This is a genomic window from Nocardia jiangxiensis NBRC 101359, assembly GCF_000308615.1.
GTDB classification, from domain to species: Bacteria; Actinomycetota; Actinomycetes; order Mycobacteriales; family Mycobacteriaceae; genus Nocardia; species Nocardia jiangxiensis.
In genome coordinates, this window is record NZ_BAGB01000041.1 from 877,037 (window position 1) to 902,566 (window position 25,530).

Here is a 25,530-nt window from a genome sequence, read left to right on the forward strand (position 1 = left end):
TGGCGCAATGCCGTCCCGCTCGGCCGAGTCCGGGCGTGGTCTCCCACCGGGTGCCCGCCCACCGAATCGGCGTCGGGACCACTCAGTCGACAACGTAGCTCAATCAGCCGGTGCCGGTGCGGATTTCCGCCACCGAGTGCGCAGACCGGCGCGGACGAGTACCGCGATCATCGCCAGATACGGTGCGGCGTCGGATAATTGCATCGGCAGGCCGACGGTCTGCAGGCGGAAGCCGACGGCCTGGGCATAGGCGTAGACGACGAGAGTCAGCAGCAGGACGCGCAGGCGACCAGCGGCGATCAGCAGGACCAGCACGACGACCCAGCCTCGACCGGCCGACATGTTCTCGGTGAACAGGGCCACCGCGCCCAACGACAATTCCGCTCCGGCCAGACCGCCGAGCAGCCCCGCGACGAGCAGGGCCGCGAAGCGGTAGCGGTCGGGGCGGATGCCGAGTGATTCCGCGGCGGCGGCATCGGCGCCGACACCGCGCAATCGCATACCCGGCACCGTGTGCCGCAGGAATCCGTGCACGGCCGGAACCGCGAGAAGCGCAAGGCATCCCAGCGGACTGAGCGCGGCGGCGGCGGGACCGATCCACGGCAACGAGACCCCGGCGAACCAGTGCGGCAGCCGGGCCAGGTCCGGGCGCTGGTAAGTGCCCCGCACATGGAATATCGCCTGCAGCAGGAAGGTGGTCAGCCCGGACACCACGATATTCAGTGCGGTGCCCAGTACGAGCGGATCACCGCGACGGCGAACCGATCCGGCCGCGAGCGCGAAGGCGACCAGTACTCCTGCCGCGGCTGCCGCGAGCACCCCGACCAGTGCGCTACCGGACCACGCACTACCCGCCACCGCGGCGAAGCAGCCGGTGAGCAGCACACCTTCCAGCGCGACATTGAACACCCCGGCGCGCTGACAGATCAGCCCGCCCAGCCCGAGCAGTACCAGCGGCACCAGGCCGCGCACCACGGCGGCCAGCACCGCGGACGAGATCAGCAATCCCGGAAGGTTCACGATTCCACCATTTCGACCGGCGTCCCGGCCCGGCCCCATCGCGGCCGCCACGTGGTCAGGCGCATCGACACCAGGAAGACGACCAGTGCCTGCACGACGGTGGACATGTACGAGGACAGGCCGTAATCCCGCTCCACCTCCTGCCCGCCCACGCCGATCGCAGTGAACGCGAACCCGACCACCACGACCGCGATCGAGCTGTTGCGCGCCAACATGACCACCAGCAGGGCCGTGATCGGGTATCCGGTGCCGTCCAGCGCGCCATCGATCAGCCGATAGTGCGAGCCGAGCACCACCAGCGCACCCATCACTCCAGCGATCGCACCACCGAGCGCCAGCGCCAGCACGATCGCGCGGGCGGTGCGGATGCCCACCGCGGCGGCCATGCGCGGATTGAGCCCGATCAGCCCGGTTTCGAAGCCCAGTGCCGAGCGTCGCTCGATCACCAGGACCACGGCCAGGATCCCCGCGACCACCAGCAGCGACCAGTTCAGTTCGGAACCCAGTAGCGTCAGCAGATTCCGTTGTCCGAAAACGGATTCCAGGAATTGTCCCGAACCCGAGTGCGACGGGGCGAGGGCGGGGATCCGCCGATCGACCGAGATGGGCCGGGATGCTTCCAGATCGGAGGACGGATCCTTCAACCAGACCGTGATCAGATACGAGGTGAGCGACAGCACCGGATAGTTCAGCAGCAACGAGGTCGCGAATACCGGCGCGGACAATCCGGTGAACAACACCGCGGGCACTGCCGCCAGCACCGCGCCCGCCACCGTCGCCGCAGCCAGCGCGAGTACCACGACCACCCAGCCGGGCCCCGGGCAGTACAGCGCCACCACCGCACCCGCCGCTCCGCCCAGGACGAACTGCCCGCTCGCACCGAGATTGAACTGTCCTGCCCGGAACGCGAACGACAACCCCAGACTCAGCCCCACCACCACGACGGTCCGCTGCACCGTCGTCACCAGCCCAGGCCCTACCAGCGCGCCCTGAAACATGCTGCGGTACACCGCGATCGGATCATGACCGGTGAGCGCGAACAGCGCGGCGGTCACCACGATGGTCACCACCACCGCGACCGTCCGGTCCGCGACGCTCGCCCCCGAATTCCGGAGCCGACGCACCACGCCCGCCGCCACGGTCATAGCGGTTCCGCCGCGATCGCCGTACCCGCCATCAATGCGCCGATCCGCTCGGGATCGGCGTCGGTAGCGGCGAATTCACCGACGATGCTCCCGTCGGTCAGCACGACGATCCGATCGGCCAGGGCCAGTAGTTCACTCAGCTCGCTCGAGATCAGCAGCACCGCTCCCCCGTCGGACCGGTACTCGTCCAGTTGCCGATAGACGAATTCGATCGCGCCCAGATCGATTCCGCGCGTGGGCTGTTCGGCCAGCAGGAACGGCGACCGATGCGCCAGCTCGCGCGCCACCACCAGTTTCTGCACATTGCCCCCGGACAGTCCGCGCACCGCCGCGGTCGGGTCGGCGACCCGAATTCCGAAGCGCACGACCAGCTCTCGCGCATGCGCGCGCATGGCCCGCGGGCTCACCAGGCCGTGTGCGCCCAGCGGTGCGCGGCGATGGAATCCGGCGGTCAGATTGGTGATCACACTGGCGTCCAGCGCGACGCCCGCGCTGTTGCGGTCCTCGGGGATATGGGCCAGCGCGGCATCGCGGCGACGGGCGTTGTCCCAGGTGGTGACGTCGCAAGCGCCGAGGGTGACCGTGCCGGAATCCGGGACGCGCGCTCCGGCGACGATCGCGGCCAGCGTCTCCTGGCCGTTGCCCGCCACACCCGCGACCCCGACGATCTCCCCCGAGCGCACGGTCAGCGACACCCCGGCCAGCGCGGCCCGGCCGGCGCCCGTGGTGACCACGTGCTCGACGGTCAGCACGGGATCGCCGGGCGGGCGCACCGCACGGCGTGGCCGCAGGTCGACCTCGCGCCCGGTCAGATGCCGGGCCAGTTCCGCCGGGGTGGTCGCGCCGACCTCGGCGTCGAACACTCGGCGACCGTCCCGCAGAACCACGACTTCGTCTGCGACAGCGGCGATTTCGTCGAGTTTGTGGGTGATCAGCAGCACCGCGTGCCCCTGGTCGGCCAGCGTGCGCAGGACGCGGAACAGCGCGCGGGTCTCCGGGGGCGTCAGCACGCCGGTGGGCTCGTCCAGGATCAACAGTTCGGCGCGGCGATACAGCGCCTTGAGGATCTCCACCCGCTGCAACACCCCGACCGGCAGCGCGCCGACCGGATCGTCCAGCGGCACCTCCAGCCCGTACTCTGCCGCCAGGGCCGCCACCCGACGTGCGGCCCCCTTGCGGTCCAGCACTCCCCATCGCCCCGGCTCCGCGCCGTACACCACGTTCTCCAGCACCGACATGTCGGCGAACAGCTGAAAATGCTGGAACACCATGCCCAGTCCGTGGGCGATGGCATCGCCGGGGGACCGGAACCGCACCTCGCGCCCGTCGATCAGGATGCGCCCGGAATCGGGCCGGTGCAGTCCGTACAGGATCGAGACCAGCGTCGACTTGCCCGCGCCGTTCTCGCCGATCAGTCCGAGTATCCGGCCGCTGCGCACGGTCAGCGAGATCGCGTCGTCGGCCAGGACCGGGCCGAACCGTTTGGTGATCGCGTCCAGTGTCAGCGTTTGCATCGCGAATTCACTTGTCCGCGTGCGGAATCGTGATCCGACCCGCGATGATGTCCGCGCGCGCGGTGCGCACCTGTGCCAGCACGTCCGGATGCTGCAGAATCGCGCAGCCGCTCGCGGCTGCCTGCGGAGTCAGGCTGGTGATGGTGGAGCCGTCCTCGGCCAGCCCGAACGCGGTCGAGGTTCCGCCGGGTTTGCCCTGGTGGATCAGGGTCAGCAGGTCGAGTATCACCTTGTCGACCCGTTTGATCGCGTTGTCCACCACCACGCCCGGCTGCTGCGGGCACTGATCGACGTCCACGCCGTAGGCCAGCACGTGACTCTGCGCGGCCGCCTCGAACACACCCCCGTTACCGCCGCCGGTCACCCCGTAGATCTGATCGACGCCGGACTGGATCGCGGTGAGCGCCAGCTCTTTCGAGCGTGCCGGATCGCCGACCGCGTTGTCGCCGCCGACGAACAGCTGGGTGTCGCTCACCCGCGGATTCACGCTGTGCGCACCCAGTGCGAAGGCGTCGGACCAGCGATGGAAGAAGGCCGAATCCCGCGCCGCGACCGTGCCGATGTGTCCGCTGCGGTCCAGCAGTCCCGCTTCCACACCCAGCAGATAGGAGGGTTCGTACTCCTTGAACGTGCCGCAGCGCAGGTTGGCCGGGATCTTGTCCGGGCAGGCATCCACCAGGACGAACTGCTGGTCGGGATACTTGTCGGCGAATTCGCTCACCAGATCGTTGAATTCGTAGGTGATCAACACGATCGCGGCCGGATGCCGCTGCACGGCCGCCTCCAGATTCGAGCGGCGGGACTGCTCGTCGGTGCTCTCGTAGGTGCGGGCGGTCGCACCCAGCGTTCGCGCGGCCTGCTCGGTGCCGGTCTTGCCCAGTTGCAGGAATTCGTTCTGTCCGATGGGCGCATCGGTGATGTAGATGATCTCCTCGCCCGAGCCGGTGGCCTCCGCGCCGCAGCCCGCGATCCCGGTCAGCAGGAGCGCGGCCACGATGACCGCGACGGTCCGGGCGATGGGGCTGATTCTGTGCATCGTTGTTCTCCTGTGGCCTTATCTCAGCTCGAAACCCTGGCGGTGGAAGGTGTTTCGGATCCCCTGTCGGCCGTGCAGGCTCTCCTTGGTCGAGATCCGGCCCGCCAGCCGGTTCTTCACCCAGTCCTCGGGCAGTTCCTGTTCGCGGTAGTAGCCGTTGATCCGGTCGAGGTAGTCGGCGATATCGGCCTCGGCGGGCGGGGTGTAGACATTGCGGTGCACAACGACGTTCTGTCCGTACCGCGGTTTGACGTCGGCCGGGTCCGCCGGATCGGGAATGCCGATCGCCAGCCCGTACACCGGGAAGGTCCACTCCGGCAGGCGCAGCAGTCCGATCACCTCATCGATGTTGTTGCGCAGCGCGCCCACGAAAGTGATTCCGTAGCCCAGTGATTCGGCCGCGACCGCGGCGTTCTGGGCAGACAGGGTCACATCGACGATGCTGGATATCGCACTGTCGAGATATCCGGTCGCTTCGATGGTGTGCCCGTGTTCGCGGGCGAGGGCGATATTGCGCGACCAGTCGGCCACCCAGACCAGGAATACCGCCGCGTCGAGGATCAGCTGCTGATTACCGGCCAGCTCCGCCAGCCGGGCCCGCACCGCCGGATCGTCGATCACCACCACGCTGGTGAACTGGAAGTTGGCCGAGGTCGAGGCCGATTGCGCCGCCGCGAGGATCAGCGCCAGCTCGTTCTCCTCGATCACGCCGGGCAGGAAGCGCCGCACCGTGCGGTGCCGCAGCAGCACCTCGAGCGTGGGATTGTCCACCGTCCCGGCGCGCGGGGCGTCGGGGCCGTATCGTTTGTCGAGCTGCCGTTGCAGTTCGGTCGAGATCACCTCGGTCACGGGTATTTTCCTGTTCATTCGATCGGATTGCGGTGCGGGCAGGCTCATTCGGTGGGTGGTTCTTCGAAACTCGGCGGCAGTTCCGGAGTCCGGGTGAACTGCCCCGCGGCATGGCGGTAGGCGTTCCAGCCCAGCTGGTTCCACCACTGCCGCAGGACGAAGACCAGTTTGGGGTTGTGCTCCTCCTCCTCGAGCCAGGATCGACGCGCGATGACGTCGAATTCGGCTGCGGCGGAATTCGAATGGTCCCGGCCGTTCTCCGGGTACAGCTCCGCGAGGTCGCGCAGTTTCTCCGGCTGCGGGATCTTCCGCTCGGCCGCCAAGATGATCCGCGCCCCCGCCCAGTACAGGTCGTAGAGCCGCGCGGTGGCCGGTTCGGAGTCCAGTGTCCGGGCCAGCACCTCGACCGCGAACAGGGAGGTGATCAGGTGTAGCACCACGAAGTCGCCGGGCTCGGCGAGATACAGCAGGGTGACCGCGCGACGCACCTCGGCTTGGCGTGTCTGCGGGGGTAGCGTTGCCGCCCAGACAGATTCGGCTGCCAGCTCGCCGATGCCGCTGTGTGCGACGGCGGCGACCCGGGCCTGCAGTCCGGAGCGGTTGAGTTCGGGATGCAGTCGGGTCACCGCGTCGGTGTCCGACAGGACGTTCCGCACGGTGGTGCCGAAGGTATCGTCCTCGGCCCAGCTGCGGCTCAGCTCCAGCAGCGCGTCCCACGGTCCCGCCGCAGGCTCACCTGCCGGAGGACGCGCCTCGTCGACCACCGGAACGAACGAGAACGCGAGGTAGGCAAGGGCTTCGGCAATCATGCCGGGATGTTCGGCGTGCACCGCCCAGCCGAGGTGGATCGCGGCATGGGTGAACGCGCCGATCCAGCCGCGCAACAGTTCCGGCGTGTAGCGCGCCACCGCTGCGGTGGTGCCGAGCCGGGCGATCTCCGCGTCGAAGAATCCGCAGTAGGCGGCGAAATGCACTCGCTGCCCGAGGAATTCCCGCCAGTTGCCGGAGTAGATCACCCCGGGCGAGGAGCGGGCGGGTTCGAGCGGGAATCCGTACGCGGTCAGCTGTGCGTAATTCTTGTGGTAGTCGCGGATCAACGCCTCGGGCGCACCGAGTTCGGCCAGTGCGATCACCGCGTGTTTGACGTGATTGGTGAGATGTCCGTTGAATTCGATGTGATGGCTACGGTCATCGAGCAGATCCGCAACGCTCGCCACGGTATCGGCAGGCACGGGTCACCGCCTCTCTTTTCGATCGTCCGGAACGGTCCGAGCCGATCTGTTCGTATCCGGTTCCGCCGCAGTACTTTCCACGGCACGTCCACAAGCGGCTCCGACGATCGTCTGCAGCACCGCGATCGCCAGCAGCACGCCCAGCGGTACCGCCCAGCCGTCGGCGAATCGCCGGATCACACCGACCGCATACGGGCCGATGGCGGCGATCAGATACCCGACTCCCTGTACAGCACTGGAGAATTCGATCGGCCGAGGGGTGCTGCCCGCGCGCACCGTCACCACCGCCAGCGCCAGGGAGAACACCGACAGTCCCACACCGAGCACCAGCGACCACAGCAGCGGAGCCGCGGCCGGGGCGACCAGGAACCCCAGCACTCCCGCCACCGTGCACACGCTGAATCCGGCCAGCCAGCGCGCGGGATGCGCCGAGGCCGCGACCAGCGGCGGCACCAGCAGACTGATCGGCACACCCAGGCAGGTGAGCAGCCCCAGATATCCGCCCGCCGCGCTCGCGCTCACTCCGGCGTCCTCGAGCACCGAGGGCAGCCAGCCGATCACCACGAAGGCGACCATCGCCTGCAGACCGAAGAACAGGGCCAGCCCGGCACTGCGCATTCGGCGCAGGACGACGATCGGATTCCCCTCTCGCCGAACACTTTCCGCGCGGGATTCCGCCATGCCCAGGCCCGAGCGCCACACCGCGACGACGCCCGCTGCCGCGAACAGCGCCCACAGCGTCAGCGCCCACCGCCAGCCGCCCACCGCATGCGTCAGCGGGACCACGGCGGCGAATCCGATTGCCGCACCGGCCTGCAACGCGGTGGTGAAGGTGGCCACCAGAACTCCGGTCCGACCACTGCCGCGCACCACGACCGGCAGCAGTACCGCCAGCAGCCCGACCCCGATCGCCGCGAGGAAGGTGCCACCCACGAACACGGCCAGATCCGCCCACGGCCGCACCGCGAGCCCGATTCCGATCAGCGCGAGGGAGGCCAGCAGCTCGTTCCGCACGGACGTCCGGGACAGCACGAGCGGCGCGAGCAGGCTGGTGATCGCGAAGGCGAAAACCGGTGCGGCGGTGATGATTCCCGCCGTAGTCGCGCCCGCGCCGTAGTGCGCGGTCACCGTGTCGAGCACCGGCCCCACCGCGGTGATGCCCGGCCGAAGGTTCAGCGCGGTCACGCCGACGACGACCAACAGCGCCGCGAATGTCACCGGCCGCACGGCAGCCGAGCCCGGAGCCGTCATCAGTAGTCGGGCGATCGCAGCAGCGCGGCGCCGTCCGCCCGGTCGGTGATCAAGGGCCGGTAGATCCGCGCGGACCAGTCGTCGGGATCGACCGGCGCCAGACCGATCGACACCGCACCGGCACGGACCTCGAACGCCCGCGTCACCGCGGCGACCAGGTCCTGTTCGAGCCGCTGTCTGACCGGCTCGGCCAATTCTGCTGGGAAATGGGAGATCTCAACGTGCGGCATGCGGTATCAACTCCTGGCTCATCCGGTGTTCCAGAACCGCGGCGGCGATGTCGAGCGCACCGGCGGTCACGATCTCGTAGTGGCGATAGGGCAGGTTGCCCACCGGCCGGATCCGCTCCCGCAGCGGCACGACCGGGATGTCGGCGAAACTCGGTCCGTCACCGCGCGCCCGCAGAAAGACGCTGCGGTCCAGCAGATCCGGATCGATACCGGTGGGTTCGGACCGGAACCGGTAGGTGTGCTCGACCACCGCGACGATCCGTTCGGCCATCGCGCGCCCGAACCCGGGAACCCGCGCGGTGATCAGATCGAGGAACTGCTCGCGGGTGGTGACCCCGGCGTCGAGTTCGGTCCCGAACAGCGGATCGATCCGGCCGGTGAACACCGAGGCCAGGACCCGTTTGAAATATCGTGCGGCGTAATCGACCTCGCCGTCGTCGGGCAGTCCGGGCAGCACCGGCGAGCCGGGGGCGATCAGGACCAGCGCCTCGATCGAACGTCCCGCCGCGCTCAGGCGCTGGGCCACCTCGGCGGCGATCCGGGCTCCGAAGGAGTATCCGACCAGCCGCAGCGGCCCGCTGGGCCGGATCCGCCGCACCTCCTCCAGATCGTCGGCGATCAGGGCGGCGAGATCGCGGTGCGGAAGCTCACCGGCGTTCAGGCCGCGGGCCTGCATCCCGTACACGGTGTGGCCGTCCTGGGCCAGCTCACCGGCCAGGGCGCGCAGGCTCATCGGGTAGCCGCCCAGTCCGGGCCACAGGATGGTCGCGACCGCCGAGCCGGTACCGGCCAACCGCTGCAGCCGGTCCGCCCGCGACGGCGCGGATTCCGCTGTGGCGGCGGCCAACTCGGCCAGGGTCGGATGCCGGAACAGGGCCTGCACGGCGAGGGTGACCCCGAGACGTTCGGCCAGCAGCCGGATCAGGCGCAGTGCCGACATCGAATTGCCGCCCTGGGCGAAGAAATCGTCACCGCGATAGACCGGTTCGTAGCCCAGCACCTCCGACCACACCCGCGCCACGGCACGCTCCCGCTCGCCGACGGGCGGATCGACCGCGCGTTCGGTGACGACGAGTTCGGCCGCCAGCCGCGACAGCGCGGTGCGATCCTGTTTCCCGTTCCGCGACAGCGGAATCCGGTCCAGCAGATGAATCGTCGCAGGAACCATGGCCGCGGGCAGCACCGCTCGCAGATCGTCGGCGAGCAGTTCCTCCGGCCCGCGCATGTGCACGGTGTCCTCGGTCATTCCGGTCGCGGCGAGTTGCTGCTCGGAGACCGGCCCGGCCAGCGCGAGATAACTCAGCGACCGCAGGCCCAGGATGTCGTCCAGCCGTCGCGCCGACGGCAGGTCCCGGCCGGTCAGCGAGGCATAACCGGCCGACATCAGGCCCAGGCCGGCCCGGCTGCCGAGCTGCTGCAGATGCGCCAACGCCCGGCCGAGCGCGGTGAATCCGGCCCATCCGGCCTGCGGTGTGGTGGTGAGCAGGACCGCGAATCCGGATTCGTCGTAACTGCGCTGATTGATCGCGACCACGTGGCGGCGTTCGATCTTCTGCTCGGTGACGAAACTCGCTCCCGCACCGGTGAATCGGTAGATTCCGTGCCGATCCGGGCTGCGCCGGCCGTGCACCTGCACCCAGGCGGTGACGGGCGAATCGGGTTGTGGTTCCGGCGCATGGCCGAGCTGCACCGACGCGGTCACCACCCCCTCGGTGACGCCGGAAACCGGTTCCACGGCAACCGAACTCACCTGCCAGCCTGATTCGGCTGCGACCTCGTCCAGCATCCCGAGCAGATGTCCGGCCTCGAACTGCAGCACCTCCCGGACGTTGGTGGTGTAGACCGATTCGATCACCTGCGGCAGGCCGACCAGATGTAATCGTGTATCGGTCCGGGCGGTGTCCGCCACCCGATACAACGCATGCCGCAACGGATGGAAGTAGTAGACCCCGGCCGCGATACCGGTCAGTCCACCGGTCTCGAGGTAGATCTGCGTGGCGTTCAACGCACCCGGCGAGGCGTAGGAGTACTTGGGCAGCAACCGATCCGGACTGCGGAACGGCCCGAACCAGCGCAACAGTCGGCCCAGTCCCGCGAGATCCGGCGCCCCCGCACCGCGCACCGGTTCGATCTCCCGCCACCGGAACAGCAGCGCTTCGATGTGTTCGAGCGAGATCGGCGCGGTATCGAAGGTGCGATAGGTCTTGCGGGCGAACACTCGCCGCCGTTGTTCGGCGGTCGGTTCGGCGCCCGGCAGCGCGACGTGCGGCTCCGTGCCGACCGGACGGATCCCCAGATCCGACAATTGGGCCGTCACCTGGGTGCGAGTCGATTTGGATCGGTGATGTCGACCGGCGACCCCCTGATCCATCAGCGGCGCCTGTTCCGGATCGAGTTCCACGAATCCGGCCAGCTGTGTCGTGCCGCGGGCGCTCTGCCAGGGCACCACCGCCGCCGCGCGAACCCAGTGATGCGATTCGATCCAGAATCGGACCTCGTTGGTCTCGATGCGGTGGCCGTTGACCTTCACCTGATCGTCGGTGCGCCCCAGGAACTCGAGGTCGCCGTCGGCGTTGTAGCGCACCAGATCCCCTGTGCGGTACCAGCGTTCGGCTCCGCGCCGGACGAATCGCTCGGCGGTCACCTCGGGACGATTGCGGTATCCGTCGGCCAGCTGAATCCCGCCGATCAGCAACTCGCCCTCGGCCGCCGCAGCACCCGACTCGTCGAGCACCAGCAGGTGGCAGCCGTCCACGGGACGGCCGATCGGAACCACCGCGGTTCGCGCCGGATCGATGCCGGTGAAATCGAACCACGTCGCGTTGATGGTGGTTTCGGTAGGGCCGTAGAGGTTAACCGCCCGTGCCTGCGGGAACGCCGCCCGCATTCGGCGCGCCACCGTACCCGGCAACGCCTCACCGCCGCTGACGATCGTGCGCAGCGAGTCGCTCCGACCGGCGGCGGGCGCATCGGCCAGTTCGGACCAGACGGTGGGCACGCACTGCAGGATCGTGATGCGCTGTCGCACAACATGGTCCAGAATCGCGTCGGGACGGGCGTGGGTACCCGCGGGCGCGATGACCACCGTCGCGCCGACAGCGTTGGCGAGCAGCTCCCATTGCGCGGCATCGAAACTCACCGGCGTCTTCAGCAGGACGCGCGCGCCGGGACCGAGTCCGAGTTCGGTGCGCAGCCAGCCGAGCTGATGGGCGATGGCCCGATGCGGTACGACAACGCCCTTGGGCGAGCCGGTCGTGCCGGAGGTGTAGATCGAATAGGCGGGAGCGGCAGGATCGACCGAATTCGCCTGTGCCGATGGCGGTTCCGCGTGCGGCGCGTCCACGCGCAGGGTGCGTGCCCGTGACGGCAGGATTCGCCGGGCCTGCTCGTCGGTCTCGGCGTCGGTGAGCACCAGCGTCGATTCGGCATCGTTCGCCATGTACGCCAGCCGCTCGGCCGGATAATCCACCGCCAGCGGCAGATACGCGGCCCCGGCGCGCAGGATCGCCCAGACCGCGACGACGAGCCGCACCGACGGATTCAGCAGCACGCCCACCGTGTCACCCGGCCGTACCCCGGCCGCGCGCAGGGACGCTGCCGCGGCGGCAGAGCGCGCCACGAGCTGCCGATAGTCCAGGATTTCCCGATCATCGACGCAAGCAACGGCATCCGGCGTCGCGGCGAAGCGTTCGGCGAAGAGATCGACGAGATTGTCCACGGTATGCACGCTTCCCCTCAGGCCGTGTCGGTCGCGGTGGCGACCGTGCCGTGATATCGGTCGCCGAAGTCGCCGATACCCGGCTGCATGAATGCCTGATCGGTCAGGGTTCGGTCGATGTGCGAGGTGACGATCCGGATGTCCGGCCGTCGCGACAGCACCGTGGCCAGGGCTTCGGGGCAGGTCAGCACGTTCACCACGAGGATGTCCGACTCCTCCACCCCGGCGGCCACGAGCTCGTTGATCGCGGTCAGCAAGGTGCCGCCGGTGGCGATGGTCGGATCGAGCAGCAGCACCTGCCGACCCGCGATATCCGGCGGCAGCTTGCGATACAGCAGCGTCGGGTGTTTGGTGACCGGGTCGCGCTGAATCAGGATCTTGCCGAATCGGGCGTCGGGCCGAATCTCGCGCAACCCGATCTCCAGCGCGTCCCCGGCCCGGGGAATCGTCACCGCGTACAACTCCGGCTGTACCGCGCGCACCCCCTCGAAGACGAAGCCGGTGGGTGTGGCCACCGCATGCGGCTGGTGATCCAGATGGGACAGCGCGGTTTCCAGCAGCAGCCGGATGATGCGCCCGGCGGCACGGACGAACTGCTCCTGACCGGCGGTGGCATCACGGGCCTGGGTGTGCAGGGCGATCAGACCGGGCGTGGGAGGCAGGACGAACACGGTGGTGTCGAGGTACCGGTCGAGATCGACCGGTCCGATGTCCGGACGGGTCCAGGTGGTCATGGCCTGGCTCGCTTTCGATTTCGAATGAGTAGGGTGTCGACCACGTCGTCGAAGGTGTGTGCCACGTGATCCGTTGCGGCGGAAGCTATCTGGTGAGTGGTGTGCACCCCGTAGGTCACTCCTACGGTGAATGCGCCCAGCGCGTGGCCCAATTCGATATCGGCCACGGTGTCGCCGACCACCGCGCCCGCGGGCCCGATCTCGGTCAGCCCGAGTGTGGTCAGCGCCAGATCTCCGCTCGCGCGATGAGGTTTGGGATATTCGACATCGTCGGCCCCGACGACGGCGGCGAAGGAATCACGGATGCCTGCCGACTCCAGAATCAGTTCGGCGCTGGCATGTTTCTTGCTGGTCACCACCGCCAGCGCCAGCCCGGCATCGGCGAGACGGCTCAGCCCGCCCAGCACGCCCTGGAACAACAGATCGGCCGCCTCGGGCACGATCACCTCGCGGTACCGGGTCAGGTATTCCTCCGAAACCGTTTGCGCGGTAACCGAATCCACAGACGATCCGGACAGTTCGGCGGCCATCTCGAGCAGTGGCCGCCCGACCAGCCGGCGCGCCGCACCGACACCCGGGTCGACCCCGGTCACGGCCTCGACGGCCAGCACGAACTGCTCGGCGATAGCGCCGGGCGTATCCAGCAGGGTGCCGTCCAGATCGAACAGCACTGCGGAAGTATGTATTTCAGCGGGCATCAGGAACTCCTCGTACGAGAGCGGCACGGGCGGATTCGATCTCGGCGGCGGCCGCGGCCGTACTGATCAGCACCGCGCGATTCGCGGCCCCGGCGGCGCCGCCGGTCACCTCGTCGACCGCGCGCAGCACGAAGGTGGTCACGGCCGGACCGGTGACCCGCTCGCGCTCGGCACGGGCCAATGCCTGCCCGATCGCGGCCTCGATCCGGTCGCCGTCGAGCGCGTCGGCCGCCGGAATCGGGTGGGTGACCAGCACGGATCCGGATCCACCGAATTCCAGGTGCAATCCGGCCACCTCGGCGATCTCGCGCGGCGAGTCCAAGCGCACCTGGGTGCGGAAACCGCTCTCGCGGCAGTAGAACGCCGGGAACTCACCGGATCGGTAGCCGATCACCGGGGTGCCCTGGGTCTCCAGGAATTCCAGGGTCAGCCCCGCGTCCAGGATCTTCTTGACTCCCGCGCACACCACGATCAGCCGGGTGCGCGCCAATTCGGTCAGATCCGCGGAGATGTCGAAGCTGGTCTGCGCGCCGCGGTGCACACCGCCCAGCCCCGCGGAGGCCACCGTGGCTATTCCGGCTCGATCGGCGATCGCCATGGTCGCCGAGATCGATGTCGCGCCGAGTGAGCCACTCGCCAGCGCCACCGCGATGTCACGACTGGTCACCTTGGCCGCGCTCCGGCCCGCGGTGGCGATGGCCTCGAGTTCGCCTGGACTGCAACCGATCAGGAACTGCCCGTCGGCGATGGCGATGGTGGCGGGCACCGCCCCACCGGTCCGCACAGCCTGTTCCACCTCGCGCGCCACGGCGAGGTTGCCGGGCGGGCCGAAGCCGTGGGCGACCACATTCGACTCCAGGGCCACCACGGGCAGGCCCCGGATCAGCGCGTCACGGACCTCGTCGGCGACGCGGAACAACGGTGATTCGACAGCAGCGATATCCGGCACGTGGATGACGTCCTTCGCAGCGGTGAGCGGGGTTCTGCGACCCCCTGTCCGCCTCTCATGGTGTGCCGCGCGGCTGCCCGGTCCCACCTTTGCGACCACCGTGAACATATTTCTTGTCGCAAAATCTCTGGCCCAGTACATCTTTCGTGGGGGCATCGGGTCGATGCGCCGATTCCCGCCCGCTGTGCACACGATCGGAGAGGCCGATGACCGCTGTCGACGAACTGCCCGGCCGATTGGCGGCGATCGCCGCCGTGACGCGAGATCTTGCCGCGGAGTCGGTGATTCGCGATGCCGAGCACATCCTGCCGACCGAGCAATTACGGCAACTGCTCGACGCCGGGGCCGGAGCGCTGCGGGTCCCGGTGGAGTTCGGTGGCACCGGAGCGCCCGTGCGAGTTCTCGCCGAGGTGCTGATCGATATCGCGGCCGGTGACTCCAATCTGGCCCAGATCTTCCGCGGCCACCTCGGACTCACCGAGATCCTGCGTTTCACTCCCCCGGGCCCGGCACGCGAGAGGCTGCTGCGCGCCGCCGCGGCGGGCCAGTTCTTCGGACCGGCGGGGGCGGAGCTGAACACCACGAATCTGTCGACACTCAGCACCGGACTGCGCCGATCCGGCGACCACTACCTGCTCACCGGCCGCAAGTACTACACGACCGGCAGTCTGTACGCGAACTGGCTGAACGTCCTCGTGCGTGAGAAGGGCGAATTCGTCTCCGCGATCGTCTCGCGCGACGCTCCCGGCGTCACGATCGTCGACGATTGGGACGGCTTCGGCCAGCGCCTGACCGCCAGCGGCACCGCCGTCTTCGACGACGTGCGCGTCGACCCGGAATACCTTCTGCACCATCGCAATCCGCTGGCAAACGACTACATGGAGGCGTTCTACCAATTCGTCCACTCCGCCACCCAGGCGGGCATCACCCGGGCCGCCGCCGACGATCTGGCCACCCTGGTGCGGGGCCGCACCCGTTCCTACCCGCTGGCCTCCACCCCCGACCCGTCCGGTGATCCGCAGGTGCTGCAGATCGTCGGGGAAGTATGGAGCAAGGCCTATACCGCCCGCGCCAATGTTCTGCTCCTGGCCGATGCGCTCGACGAATTCCACACGGCCCCTTCGGCACAGCAGGCACAGCGCATTCTGCTGGATTCCGCGGCCACCCAGGTGGTCAACACCGAACTCGCGGGCGCGGCGATCTGGCATCTGTTCGACGCGGGTAGTGCCGGCGCCGTGAAATCCGGTCTCGCCCTGGATCGGCACTGGCGCAACGCTCGCACGGTGTCCTCACACAATCCGGCCGTCTACAAGGCGGCGTTGATCGGTGATCACACCGTCAACGGCGCCGCGCCGCGCAGCTTCCTCAACAGCGCCGCCGAGGACCTCGAACCTCGCGCCTGAGCACACTCCTCGACGCAGCGATCACAGTGCTCCACCGGCGTCGATCAATTGCGCTGTGCCGGTGACGAATTTCGCTTGGTCGGACACCAGGTGCAGCACGGTGTCGGTGATGTCCTCCGGCTCCAGCGCCGCGACCGGCAGCCGGTTCAGGGTGCGGGCGGCCTCCTCGAAATCGGACCGCCCCGGATTCTCCAGATCCGGCCGGAACAGGTGATAGGTGGCGTCGTTGAGAATCATCTCCGTGGCCACCGTGGTCGGATGCACAGTGTTCACCCGGATATCGTGCGGGGCAAGTTCTTTCGCCATCACCTTCATCAGCATGACCAGACCGGCCTTGGACGCCGAATAGTGGGCGGTGTTCTCGTTGGCGTGCATGGCGGCCAGCGAGCTGGTGATGACCACCGCACCGCCGCGGCCGCCCTCGATGATGTGCGGAACGGAGGCTTTCAACGACTTCCAGACTCCGGTCAGGTTGATATCGATCATGTCCTGCCAGGTCTGCTCACTCATTTCCAGCGTCGGCGCCGGACTGGAGATACCCGCGTTGGCCACGACGATATCGAGTCGCCCGAACGCGCTCACCCCTTCCCGAACCGCGTCCGCCAGGGCCGAGTAGTCCCGAACATCGGCGTCCCGGGCCACGATCCGACGCCCCGTCGCCTCGACCGCACGCACCGTCTCGGCCAGATCGTCGGCATCGGACAACGCATAGGGGACGCTGTCCACCGACTCGGTCGTATCGATCGCGATGATGTCCGCGCCTTCGCGGGCGAAACGAATCGCGTGACTGCGTCCTTGGCCCCGCCCCGCCCCAGTGATGAACGCTACCTTGCCGTCAAGTTTGCCCATGACTACCCACCTCCGCACGACATGTTCATGGTTGCCGACCAGACTCCACGGTATGACATGTCCGGATTAGACGTCGAGACCTTCGAATCCGGCCGAGTCCGCGGGCCGTAATTGGCAGGCGGCCAGCATCATCTGTGTATCGGCTGTGAATTCCATTCCCATCGACCCCAGTTTTCAACGGACGCAATACATTCCACCGAAGAAAAGCGCGAACTGCCTCGGCCCGAAGATCTTCCGGATGCTCGCTAACGAATACGGAGCTATGCTGAGGCTACCCTCAGCCGAACGGGCACGGAGCCCGCCAGGGCTGTCTGCGCTGTGAAGTTACCGACCGAGCTCTGGAGTAGTTTTCTTGTCCACACCCACGGATCCCGCGCAGCGGGTCGCGCCGCCCACGCCATTCGACGATCAGCGGGTGAGCTTGCACTCCGCGGAGTTCAGCGCCGATCCGCACCGCGCATATCGCGAAATGCGTAATCGTTTCGGCTCCCTGGCGCCCGTGGAACTGGCTCCGGGTGTCCCGGCCACACTGGTGGTGGGCTATCGCACCGCACTGCGAATTCTCAACGATCCCGAGCACTTTCCGTCCGATCCGCGAATGTGGCAGCAGAATGTTCCGCACGATTGCCCGGTACTTCCGGTGTTGCAGTATCGCCCCGCCGCACCTCGCACCGCGGGCGCCGAACATGCGCGTTATCGCGCCGCCACGACGGCCGCTCTGGACGCGGTGAATGTCAACGCACTGCACACCTTCGTGGAGCGAACGGCCGTCTCGCTGGTCAACTCGTTCTGTTCGGACGGCTCGGCCGATCTGGTGAGCCAGTACGCCACGCCGCTGTCCTTCGAGATCGTCAACAAACTGCTGGGCTGTCCCCCGGAGATCAGCCGGAAGGCGGCCGCGGCCACCGCGGCGGTCTTCGATGCCGACGCCGACGCCGAGGAGGGCAATCGGCTGTTCGCCGAGGCGGTGCAGGAACTGGTGCAGCTCAAGCAGAACCAGCCCGGTGACGACATCACCACCCGCATGGTGCAGCACCCCGCGCGGTTCGACGAACTGGAGATGCTGCATCAGGTCCTGGCCATCTACGGCGTGGGTATGGGACCGCTGCAGAGCCTGGTGATCAACGCGCTGCGCCTGATCATGACCGACGACAGATTCGCCGACGGCCTGCTCGGCGGCGCCCTGCTGACCCGGGACGCCCTGGATCAGGTCCTGTTCGAGGATCCGCCGCTGCCCAACGCGAGCGTCACCTATCCGCGCCACCCCATCCTCATCGATGGCGTGTGGTTACCCGCGCACCAGCCGGTCGTGATCAGCCTGGCCGGCTGCAACAACGATCCCGACGTCGGTGGCGGCTACCACACCGGAAACCGCTCGCACCTCGCATGGGGTGTGGGCCCGCACAGCTGTCCGGCGCGGCACATCGCCTACCCGATCGCCGAGGCCGCGATCGAACAACTGCTCGACATCCTGCCCGATATCCGGCTCGCGGTTCCGGCCGACGCCCTGACCTGGCGTCCGGGTGCACTGCACCGCACCCTCGCCGATCTCCCGGTCACCTTCCCCGCCTGCGCGCCGCTACATCTGCCCTGACATCCTCCGGTCGCGGCCGAATCATGATGGCGCGCCCCGTTTTACGGATAACCGCAGCTCGCGCGCGTAACCGCACGAACCACGGTCGGTAAACTGCCGATCATGAGCGATGCGGTGACCATGGTGGCGGTGCCCGGGACACTGTGCTCGCCAACGGTGTTCGACCTACTGGCACAGGAGCTGGCGGGCCGCCCGCGCGTGGATCCGTATTCCTGGCTGACCGAACCCGGCCCGTGGGACATTCCGGCGATCTCCGGCCGACTGGCCCGCTACATCGAGCACACCCATCACGAACCGGTCCTGGTCTGTGGTCATTCCACGGGCGGGGCCATCGCACTACATCTCGCGATCGCCCATCCGTCGGTGGTGCGCGGACTGGTGCTGGCCGACACCGGCGCACAGATGCGCGGCCACGGTGACGTCGAGGCCATCCTCACCCGGGTCCGGGACGACTGGGGCGAGGAACTGCGCGCCGCGGTCCTGGACCGCTCGTTCCACACCCCACCCGACCCGCACCTGCGCGCCGACCTGCTGGCCTGGGCCGCGACCGTCGACCGGCAAGCGGTCCTCGACGTCCTGACCAGTCAGCGGGACCTCGATCTGACCGCCGACCTACCCCGAATCACCCAGCCCGCCATGGTGTTACACGGCCGCTACGACCGCGCCCGCGACCCCGCGCACGGCCGCGACCTCGCCGCCGCCCTCCCGAACGCGCAATTCCACCTCCTCGACACCGGCCACACCCCGGTCCACGAGGATCCGACCACCGTGGCCGACGCCGTCCGCGCACTCCTCACCAGAATCTGATCCGGGACAGGCACTGTCGATCCCGTCGCTCGGCAGGAACAGCGGGTACGACTCCGTCGCCAACTGCCGAGCTTCCGGCCGCTCGAAGCAGCCATCCCGGCCGTTACCGACCGAACTCGACGCCGATCCACCACGCGCGCTGGGGATTCCGATCGCCGCGGGCAATCGGCCGACTTGTCCGACAAGCGAGTCCGGATCATCCCAATGGTATCGAGTATGTGCCGGAATGGATTTCGATCGGAGCGCGGCCATTGCCGGGGATCTGCAGGGTGCCGGTGGTGTCAGGTGGTGCCGTCACGGTCACCCTCAGCTGCTTCCCGGATCTGTTCCAGAACACCGCGATCGGGCCGTGCGGAGTCGGCACCGCACAGCGCGCCCAGGTCAGATCGCCCGATGCGGGGTGAGGTTCCAGCGACGGTATCCCGGTTCGGTGGGCGTGATCCCGAGGACGTAATCGCTCAGTGCCGAGGTGGGACCGGTGGACCAGCGTCGGGACTCGCTGTAGGCGGTGTGCAGTGTGGGCGTACCGGTAACCCCGGTGGCCTGGAAATGCGGGGCGCCGCCGACCTCGCGGCCGTAGTCCAGCAGCAGCACCGGTGCGGGTCCACCCGGCGCCCTGGTCAGCGTCGTCGTGCCCGAACCACGCACGAGCGCCTGCGGATCGCGGACGTCTCCGGCGACCGAGGTCACCGCGACCGGCGTCACGAACGGTCGAGCCGGTGCCGGAACATAACTCTCCCAGCCCGTCGACTCCGCGAGAACCGGTGGCGCACCGGCGAGTCCGACCGCACCGGCGGTGACCGTGATCAGCAGTGCGCGGCAGGCGTGCGCGACCGATGATCGCTGACTGCGCGGCCTCACCACGGCCGAAATCCCATCGTGCACTTGTCCTGTCCTCTATTCGGCAGCTTGCCGTATCGAATTCCGTTGCCGGACATATTACTGACGCAGCGGTGGGGCGGCGGCAGCCTCGACAACCGTGCCGAGGCTGCCGCCGCACCGAAGACGCTGATCAGCGTCGCGTAACTGTCGCCGAAACATCATGGGCCGCACCGGAAGTGGCGGCGATCTGCACGAGCTGCGCCCCTGGCGCGGAGACCACGGTTCCCCCGTTCACCCGGACGTCGTAGCCACGCGGATAGTGCCGCGTCGGCAGGAAGATCTCGGTCCGAGCGCCGGAGGTGAGATGCGTGCCGGCCGCGGCGGCGGTCGAATAGGTCAGCGTCATCGTCGAAGTGGCGCGGTCGAAGTGGTACTTCGACGGTGTGCCCGCGATGGCGCGCGCCCACGGCACGGCCAGGGCGTCGAGTTTGGCCTGTTTCGCGTTGGCCTGCGAGGCCGGTTTGCTCTCGTCGACCAGCAGGCCCTGGGTATCGGAGTTCGCCGGGTCCTGCGGGTGGTAGACGTAATAGGCCCAGTAGGCCCACGACCAGAAGTGCTCGTCGGCCAGATCGACCAGTCGGGCGTTGTCGGTGTTCACATCACTCGCGCCGAATTCGGACAGGAATCCCGGTTCGGCGGTGCGATCGACCCGCGCGGCGTTGACCGCGACGGCCTGATTCTCCTGCGGCGGGCAGACCACGTCGAAACCCGGCGGAGTGGGTGCGCCGATGATTCCCGCGCCCAGTACCGGGAAGCAGTAGGCGTGGAAGTTGTGGCCCACGGCCGAATCCGGCAGCGCCGGAAGGGCGGTGCTGCCATCGGTGTTCGGATCGGATTCGGGGAAGATCACGTGCGTGTCGCCGGTGCCGCGCAGCGCGGTGATCACCCGCCCGTAAAACTGTGCCAGTGCACCCTGTTCGAATGCGGGGCACGAGGCCAGGAACGGCTCGCACGAGTAGCCGCTGCCCGCATACGGTTCGTTGAACGGGTCCAGTCCCACGATGTTCGCCCGGCCGGAACCGGCGTTCAGCATCCGGATCACGTGCTGCCACGCGTGCACGAAATGGGTTTGGATGCCGATTCCGTCGGCGGCGGCTTTGTCGTCCCAGAATGCCTGAAAATCGTCCTGGGCGTTGCGCGGGTCCGCACCGAGGGTGGCCCACTGCGGAGCGCCGTCACCGCTGCTGTTGCCGAGCTGGGAGATGCCCGCCGAGCGGCTCCAGCCGTCCTGATGGAAATCGACGAGCGTGCGGATGCCGTGCGCGGCGAGCAGATCGTTGAGCGCGACGATCCGCCGGATGTAGGCGTCGTCGTACACCCCCGGCCGCGGTTCCACCGCTTCCCAGATGAAACCGATTCGGGCAGCGTCGAATCCCTCACTCGCCAGCAGTGCGGCGTCCTGCTCACCGAAGTTGGCCGGATAGTAGGGCGCGGTCTTGCGGACCAGATTCACCCCGTGCACCGAGATGACCCGCCCCTGATCGTCGACCAGCCACTTTCCCGCCCGAGCGGGCGGGCGCGGCGATTGCGCCGACGCGCTCGGCGGCACGGCCGCCACCGCCAGCACCATCAGCAGGAGCGCGACCACCCAGGGACGACGCAGCCCCGTCCGGGTAGACGCATCCCGGCATCTGCCGGGACGAAAGTCGTGCACTCGCATGCGTTCTCCTTCTCTCGATGCGATCACGGGAGACCGCATGTCACCGAATCCGGGCTTCCGACGAGGCGGGCAGGATCCGAGCCACGGCCTGATCCCATTCGGCGACCAGGTCGATGTCGTCAGGACTACGCAGCCACTGTTCTTCCAGGCCGGTCATGGTGGCGATGAGATGGCGCGCGACCGACCGCGGCTCACCCGGCAACCCGAGCCCCTCGACCAGCCGGGTGAAGGCATCGAGCACTTGCGTCTCACGATTCCGGAAGTACTCGTGGGCCGGATGTTCGCGATACAGCGATTCACTGCGCAGCATCGTGTGCAGCCGCACGATCTCGGGCTGAGTCCGGTTGCGCGCCACGACAGTACGCAACGCTCGTCGAGCGTCCGCCACGGTCGGGGCTCTGCCGAGCTCCTGCTCGAGCTGCTCGATGACCGCCTCGGTATCGCGCCGATCCCGTTCCTCCAACAACGCGATCAGCAACTTCTCCTTGGTCCCGACGTGATGCAGCACCCCCGCCACGGTCAGCCCACACCCATCGGCCAACTCCTGGACGCTGAACCCGTAATACCCCCGCCGCCCGATGATCCGAATGGCCTCCGCCAGGATCTGCGCACGCCGATCCTCTCGACGCACCCGCCCGCCCGTCACAGCCGCGGCCCCGCTCATCCCGCATCCCTCCGCTACTTACTAAGTACTTAGTAGGTAGCGATGGTAAACGCTTCCCCGCCCCCTGGAAACCCCGAACGCGATCGCTCGGTCCAGCAACTCAGCGCAGGGTGGCTATCCAGCGGCGGGTGTCGGCCGGGTCGATGACGTCGTCGAGTTCGCCCACGGTGGCCGCGGTGAGCGCTCTGCCGCTGTCGTAGGCGGCGGCCACGAGGTGGTCGAAGGCGGATTGGCGAGCCTCGGGATCTTCGATGGCGGCCAGTTCCTTGGCGAAGCCGAGGCGGACCGCGCCTTCCAGACCCATGCCGCCGATTTCCCCGGTGGGCCAGGCGATCACGAAGCGGGGCGCCCGGAACGACCCGGCGGCCATGGCCTGTGCGCCCAGACCGTAGCCCTTGCGGACGATGACGGTGCCGAACGGGACGGTGAGTGCGGCCGAGTCGATGAACAGGCGGCTGAACCGGGTGACGGTGGCATCCTTCTCCGCCTCGGGGCCGACCATGAATCCCGGTGTGTCACACAGAGATACGATCGGCAGGCCGTGGGCCTGGCACAGCCGCAGGAATGCGCCGAGTTTGTCGGCGGCCGGTGCGTCGATCGCGCCGCCGAGGTGGTGGCAGTCGTTCGCGATCAGCCCGAAGGGACGGCCCTCGAACCGGCACAGGGCGGTGACCACGCCCACGCCCCAGTCGCGGCGCAACTCCAGCACCGATCGGCGGTCCGCGACGGCTTCGATCACGGACCGGATTTCGAAGGCGCGCAACCGATTCTCCGGCACCGCATGCCGCGCCAACCGCGGATCCGGAGCCTCCCAGTCGTCCACGGCCCCTTGGAAATACGCCAGATACCGGCGGGCCAGATCGACCGCCTCGACCTCGTCGGCCGCGACCAGGTGCACCACCCCGTTACGGCGCTGCACCTCGATCGGCCCGATGTCCTCCGGCGCGTACACCCCGAGCCCGCCGCCCTCGATCATGGCCGGCCCACCCATGCCGATATTGGCATCGGGCGTGGCGATCACGACGTCGCACATCCCCAGCAGCGCAGCGTTTCCGGCGAAACAGCGCCCGGACACGATGCCGATCAGCGGAACCTTTCCGGACAGCTCACCCATCACGCGGAACGTGGTGACATCCAGCATCGAGATGCAGCCGTGGTCGGTGTCGCCGGGCCGCCCGCCACCGCCCTCGGTGAAGAACACCACCGGCAGCCGCTGTTCCTGCGCCAGATGCAGCATCCGATCGGTCTTGGCGTGATTGCGCACACCCTGGGTGCCCGCCAGCACCGTGTAGTCGTAGGACATCACCACCACCCGCGCCCGATCCACGCCGAACCGGGCCGCGTCGACGGTGGCGACCCCGGCGACGAGGCCGTCGGCGGGGGTGTTGGCGATGAGGTCCTCGGCACTGCGCCGGGCGCGCTGCGCGGCGATGGTGAGCGCGCCGTATTCCATGAAGCTGTCCGCGTCGACCAGGTCGACGATGTTCTCCCGGGCCGTGCGCCGACCCAGTTTGTGCCGCTTGGCCACGGCGGCGGGACGATGTGCGTCACAGGTGTTCTCGTGCCGGGCCCGTACCTCGGCGAGATCGGCGCGCTCGGCGTCCAGATCCACCACCGAGGCGGCGACGTCCGCACCGTCGTGGTCGGCCTCGATCCAACTCAGCAGCGCCGCGTGCGGATCGACGACATCACCGGGCTCGACCAGTTGCCGCAGCACCCGCAGCGAGGTGTCCGCGCGAACCACGTGCTGCATCTTCATCGCCTCCAGCACGGCCACTTCCGCACCGGCGGGCAGGACGGAACCGGGCGCGGCCAGACTCACCACGGTCGCGCCCATCGGACTGCGCAGCGCCTGCTCGTCCTCGTCGAGCACGGCCTCGACCGCGGTCGCCACAGCAGCGTGCACCTGTGGTTGCGGCGCGTAATCGGCTGCGCGGGAGAGCAATCGATCGAGGTTCTGCTCGAACCAGGAGGTGTCCACCGACTCGGTGCGCGGCAGTTCGTCCAACGCGGCACGCAACACCGCGGCGTTGGTGTCCACCCCGGCAATGGTCGTCTCCGCGAGCGCATCCGAACACCGTTGCAGCGCAGCCGGGTACGACGAGCCTCGGGTGATGATCTTGGCCAGCAGCGAATCGAACCGCGCACTCTGCCGCATCCCCGGACAGGCCGCGGTGTCCACCCGGACCCCGGGGCCGGTGGGCGCGCCGAACTGGGTCAGGATTCCGGTGCTCGGCAGCAGATCACCACCCGCACCGACGATTTCGGCATTCACCCGCGCCTGCACCGCGAATCCGCGCGGCGCGGCCCCGGGCAGTTCCAGATCCGCCAGCGTCCGCCCGAGGGCGAGCTCGAACCCGATCGCGACCAGATCGACCCCGCACACCTCCTCGGTGACCGTATGTTCCACCTGCAGACGCGGATTCACCTCGAGGAACCACGCATCGTCACCGCGAACCAGGAATTCGACCGTGATCACCCCGCGGCACCGCACCGATTCCGCAATGGCCACCGCATCGCGATGCAGCCGTTCCCGCAGCGCCGCAGACAGATTCGGCGCGGGCGCCACTTCGAACACCTTCTGCCGACGACGCTGCACACTGCAGTCCCGGTCGCCGAGCGCGACCGCGCGCTGCCCGTCCGCGACGATCTGCACCTCCACATGCCGCACACCGGTCACCAGCGCCTCGGCATAGACGGCGTCGTCACCGAATCCGGCCAGGGCCTCGGCGCGGCATCGTCCGTATGCCTCGGCGAGCTCGCCGGGATCGCGCACCGACCGCATGCCGCGGCCACCACCGCCCGCGGCCGCCTTGATCATCACCCCGTCCGGATGATCCGCCAGCAGCGCGGCGATCGCGTCCAGCCCGGCTTCGGCGGTGGTGGCGGGCAGTACGGCGGTTCCGGTCGCCTCGGCCGCGGCCCGCGCGGCGACCTTGTCGCCGAAAATCCGCAACACCTCGGGCGAGGGCCCCACGAACACGAGACCGGCCGACGCGCAGGCGGTCGCGAAATCGGCGCTCTCACTGAGGAATCCGTATCCGGGATGCACCAGAGCACCGGACCCCGCCCGGCCCGCCGCGGACACCACCGCGGCGATGTCCAGGTAGGCCGCGGCGCCGCTGCCGGGCAGTGCGACCGCCTCGTCGGCGAGCCGGGCGGGCAGTGCGGCGGATTCCTCGGCGGTGTGCAGCACCAGCGTCGAATATCCGCATTCGCGAGCGGTCCGCACGATCCGGACCGCGATCTCGCCCCTGTTGGCCACTGCAACACGCATGCCCTCAGCCTCGCATCC

The 25,530-nt window shown here is 68.4% G+C and carries 21 protein-coding genes; 3 read left to right on the forward strand and 18 right to left on the reverse strand.

The window, feature by feature from the left end; genetic code table 11:
- Positions 1 to 99 precede the first annotated feature (99 nt).
- Genes ON40_RS18155 through ON40_RS18210 form a run of 12 tightly spaced genes read right to left on the reverse strand, consistent with a single transcriptional unit; the run spans position 100 to position 14,376 of the window.
- The gene (locus tag ON40_RS18155; RefSeq protein ID WP_157186326.1) at positions 100 to 1,020 is read right to left on the reverse strand and encodes an ABC transporter permease subunit; all 921 of its coding nucleotides are present in this window, start codon (positions 1,018 to 1,020) and stop codon (positions 100 to 102) included.
- A complete protein-coding gene (locus ON40_RS18160) occupies positions 1,017 to 2,165 on the reverse strand; it encodes an ABC transporter permease (RefSeq protein WP_040823857.1) in 1,149 nt (382 codons plus the stop codon). Before ON40_RS18160 ends, ON40_RS18155 begins: the two co-directional genes overlap by 4 nt.
- Positions 2,162 to 3,679, reverse strand: coding sequence for an ABC transporter ATP-binding protein (locus ON40_RS18165; RefSeq protein WP_040823859.1), 1,518 nt, complete (start codon positions 3,677 to 3,679; stop codon positions 2,162 to 2,164). Before ON40_RS18165 ends, ON40_RS18160 begins: the two co-directional genes overlap by 4 nt.
- Before the next feature lie 7 nt (positions 3,680 to 3,686).
- Positions 3,687 to 4,715 (reverse strand): BMP family ABC transporter substrate-binding protein, encoded by a 1,029-nt coding sequence (locus tag ON40_RS18170; protein ID WP_040823861.1) that lies wholly within the window; start codon positions 4,713 to 4,715, stop codon positions 3,687 to 3,689.
- Positions 4,716 to 4,733: 18 nt separating this feature from the next.
- Complete coding sequence (locus ON40_RS18175; RefSeq protein ID WP_051193218.1) at positions 4,734 to 5,564, reverse strand: nitroreductase family protein; 831 nt, start codon at positions 5,562 to 5,564, stop codon at positions 4,734 to 4,736.
- A 44-nt stretch (positions 5,565 to 5,608) separates the two neighbouring features.
- Positions 5,609 to 6,796, reverse strand: a complete 1,188-nt coding sequence (locus ON40_RS18180; protein WP_051193219.1) for a questin oxidase family protein — start codon at positions 6,794 to 6,796, stop codon at positions 5,609 to 5,611.
- Positions 6,797 to 6,799: 3 nt separating this feature from the next.
- Complete coding sequence (locus ON40_RS18185) at positions 6,800 to 8,047, reverse strand: MFS transporter (RefSeq protein WP_051193220.1); 1,248 nt, start codon at positions 8,045 to 8,047, stop codon at positions 6,800 to 6,802.
- Entirely contained in the window at positions 8,047 to 8,277 is a 231-nt protein-coding gene (locus tag ON40_RS18190; RefSeq protein WP_040823864.1) for a tautomerase family protein, read from the reverse strand. The genes ON40_RS18185 and ON40_RS18190 overlap by 1 nt, the downstream gene beginning before the upstream one ends.
- The gene (locus ON40_RS18195) at positions 8,264 to 11,995 is read right to left on the reverse strand and encodes a non-ribosomal peptide synthetase (protein ID WP_157186327.1); all 3,732 of its coding nucleotides are present in this window, start codon (positions 11,993 to 11,995) and stop codon (positions 8,264 to 8,266) included. Before ON40_RS18195 ends, ON40_RS18190 begins: the two co-directional genes overlap by 14 nt.
- Before the next feature lie 17 nt (positions 11,996 to 12,012).
- Entirely contained in the window at positions 12,013 to 12,729 is a 717-nt protein-coding gene (gene upp, locus ON40_RS18200) for a uracil phosphoribosyltransferase (protein ID WP_218008806.1), read from the reverse strand.
- Positions 12,726 to 13,427: an HAD family hydrolase gene (locus ON40_RS18205; RefSeq protein ID WP_157186328.1), complete on the reverse strand. Its 702-nt coding sequence runs from the start codon at positions 13,425 to 13,427 to the stop codon at positions 12,726 to 12,728. The genes upp and ON40_RS18205 overlap by 4 nt, the downstream gene beginning before the upstream one ends.
- Complete coding sequence (locus tag ON40_RS18210; RefSeq protein ID WP_218008807.1) at positions 13,417 to 14,376, reverse strand: pseudouridine-5'-phosphate glycosidase; 960 nt, start codon at positions 14,374 to 14,376, stop codon at positions 13,417 to 13,419. The genes ON40_RS18205 and ON40_RS18210 overlap by 11 nt, the downstream gene beginning before the upstream one ends.
- 206 nt (positions 14,377 to 14,582) lie before the next feature.
- On the opposite strand from ON40_RS18210, the gene ON40_RS18215 reads away from it, so the two are divergent.
- Positions 14,583 to 15,779: an acyl-CoA dehydrogenase family protein gene (locus ON40_RS18215; protein ID WP_040823867.1), complete on the forward strand. Its 1,197-nt coding sequence runs from the start codon at positions 14,583 to 14,585 to the stop codon at positions 15,777 to 15,779.
- Between the two features lie 21 nt (positions 15,780 to 15,800).
- Here the strand turns inward: ON40_RS18215 and ON40_RS18220 are convergent, their stop codons facing one another.
- Positions 15,801 to 16,628, reverse strand: coding sequence for a mycofactocin-coupled SDR family oxidoreductase (locus tag ON40_RS18220; protein ID WP_040823870.1), 828 nt, complete (start codon positions 16,626 to 16,628; stop codon positions 15,801 to 15,803).
- A 352-nt stretch (positions 16,629 to 16,980) separates the two neighbouring features.
- Here ON40_RS18220 and ON40_RS18225 point away from each other — a divergent pair, with 352 nt between their 5' ends.
- Positions 16,981 to 18,222 carry a cytochrome P450 family protein gene (locus tag ON40_RS18225; protein WP_051193223.1) on the forward strand — a complete coding sequence of 414 codons (1,242 nt, stop codon included), beginning with the start codon at positions 16,981 to 16,983 and terminating at the stop codon, positions 18,220 to 18,222.
- Between the two features lie 102 nt (positions 18,223 to 18,324).
- Positions 18,325 to 19,029 (forward strand): alpha/beta fold hydrolase, encoded by a 705-nt coding sequence (locus ON40_RS18230; RefSeq protein WP_218008808.1) that lies wholly within the window; start codon positions 18,325 to 18,327, stop codon positions 19,027 to 19,029.
- Positions 19,030 to 19,225: 196 nt separating this feature from the next.
- Here ON40_RS18230 and ON40_RS56085 read toward each other — a convergent pair whose 3' ends face one another.
- The 5 genes from ON40_RS56085 to ON40_RS18250 all read right to left on the reverse strand — a co-directional run bounded on the left by ON40_RS56085 (position 19,226) and on the right by ON40_RS18250 (position 25,512).
- Positions 19,226 to 19,393: an alpha-L-rhamnosidase C-terminal domain-containing protein gene (locus ON40_RS56085; protein WP_373281921.1), complete on the reverse strand. Its 168-nt coding sequence runs from the start codon at positions 19,391 to 19,393 to the stop codon at positions 19,226 to 19,228.
- Between the two features lie 17 nt (positions 19,394 to 19,410).
- Positions 19,411 to 19,914: a hypothetical protein gene (locus ON40_RS54675; RefSeq protein ID WP_040823872.1), complete on the reverse strand. Its 504-nt coding sequence runs from the start codon at positions 19,912 to 19,914 to the stop codon at positions 19,411 to 19,413.
- Positions 19,915 to 20,041: 127 nt separating this feature from the next.
- A complete protein-coding gene (locus tag ON40_RS18240; RefSeq protein ID WP_157186330.1) occupies positions 20,042 to 21,571 on the reverse strand; it encodes a cellulase family glycosylhydrolase in 1,530 nt (509 codons plus the stop codon).
- 40 nt (positions 21,572 to 21,611) lie between these two features.
- Positions 21,612 to 22,235, reverse strand: a complete 624-nt coding sequence (locus tag ON40_RS18245; protein ID WP_051193224.1) for a TetR/AcrR family transcriptional regulator — start codon at positions 22,233 to 22,235, stop codon at positions 21,612 to 21,614.
- 100 nt (positions 22,236 to 22,335) lie between these two features.
- Positions 22,336 to 25,512 (reverse strand): acetyl-CoA carboxylase family protein, encoded by a 3,177-nt coding sequence (locus ON40_RS18250; RefSeq protein WP_040823878.1) that lies wholly within the window; start codon positions 25,510 to 25,512, stop codon positions 22,336 to 22,338.
- Positions 25,513 to 25,530 lie beyond the last annotated feature (18 nt).

Excerpts from the sequence above, each read along its gene's own strand:
- ON40_RS18160 (WP_040823857.1), bottom strand. The coding sequence starts at position 2,165 with ATGACCGTGGCGGCGGGCGTGGTGCGTCGGCTCCGGAATTCGGGGGCG.
- ON40_RS18165 (WP_040823859.1), bottom strand. The coding sequence starts at position 3,679 with ATGCAAACGCTGACACTGGACGCGATCACCAAACGGTTCGGCCCGGTC.
- ON40_RS18170 (WP_040823861.1), bottom strand. The coding sequence starts at position 4,715 with ATGCACAGAATCAGCCCCATCGCCCGGACCGTCGCGGTCATCGTGGCC.
- ON40_RS18185 (WP_051193220.1), bottom strand. The coding sequence starts at position 8,047 with ATGACGGCTCCGGGCTCGGCTGCCGTGCGGCCGGTGACATTCGCGGCG.
- ON40_RS18190 (WP_040823864.1), bottom strand. The coding sequence starts at position 8,277 with ATGCCGCACGTTGAGATCTCCCATTTCCCAGCAGAATTGGCCGAGCCG.
- upp (WP_218008806.1), bottom strand. The coding sequence starts at position 12,729 with ATGACCACCTGGACCCGTCCGGACATCGGACCGGTCGATCTCGACCGG.
- ON40_RS18205 (WP_157186328.1), bottom strand. The coding sequence starts at position 13,427 with ATGCCCGCTGAAATACATACTTCCGCAGTGCTGTTCGATCTGGACGGC.
- ON40_RS18215 (WP_040823867.1), top strand. The coding sequence starts at position 14,583 with ATGACCGCTGTCGACGAACTGCCCGGCCGATTGGCGGCGATCGCCGCC.
- ON40_RS18220 (WP_040823870.1), bottom strand. The coding sequence starts at position 16,628 with ATGGGCAAACTTGACGGCAAGGTAGCGTTCATCACTGGGGCGGGGCGG.
- ON40_RS18230 (WP_218008808.1), top strand. The coding sequence starts at position 18,325 with ATGAGCGATGCGGTGACCATGGTGGCGGTGCCCGGGACACTGTGCTCG.
- ON40_RS18240 (WP_157186330.1), bottom strand. The coding sequence starts at position 21,571 with ATGCGAGTGCACGACTTTCGTCCCGGCAGATGCCGGGATGCGTCTACC.
- ON40_RS18245 (WP_051193224.1), bottom strand. The coding sequence starts at position 22,235 with ATGAGCGGGGCCGCGGCTGTGACGGGCGGGCGGGTGCGTCGAGAGGAT.
- ON40_RS18250 (WP_040823878.1), bottom strand. The coding sequence starts at position 25,512 with ATGCGTGTTGCAGTGGCCAACAGGGGCGAGATCGCGGTCCGGATCGTG.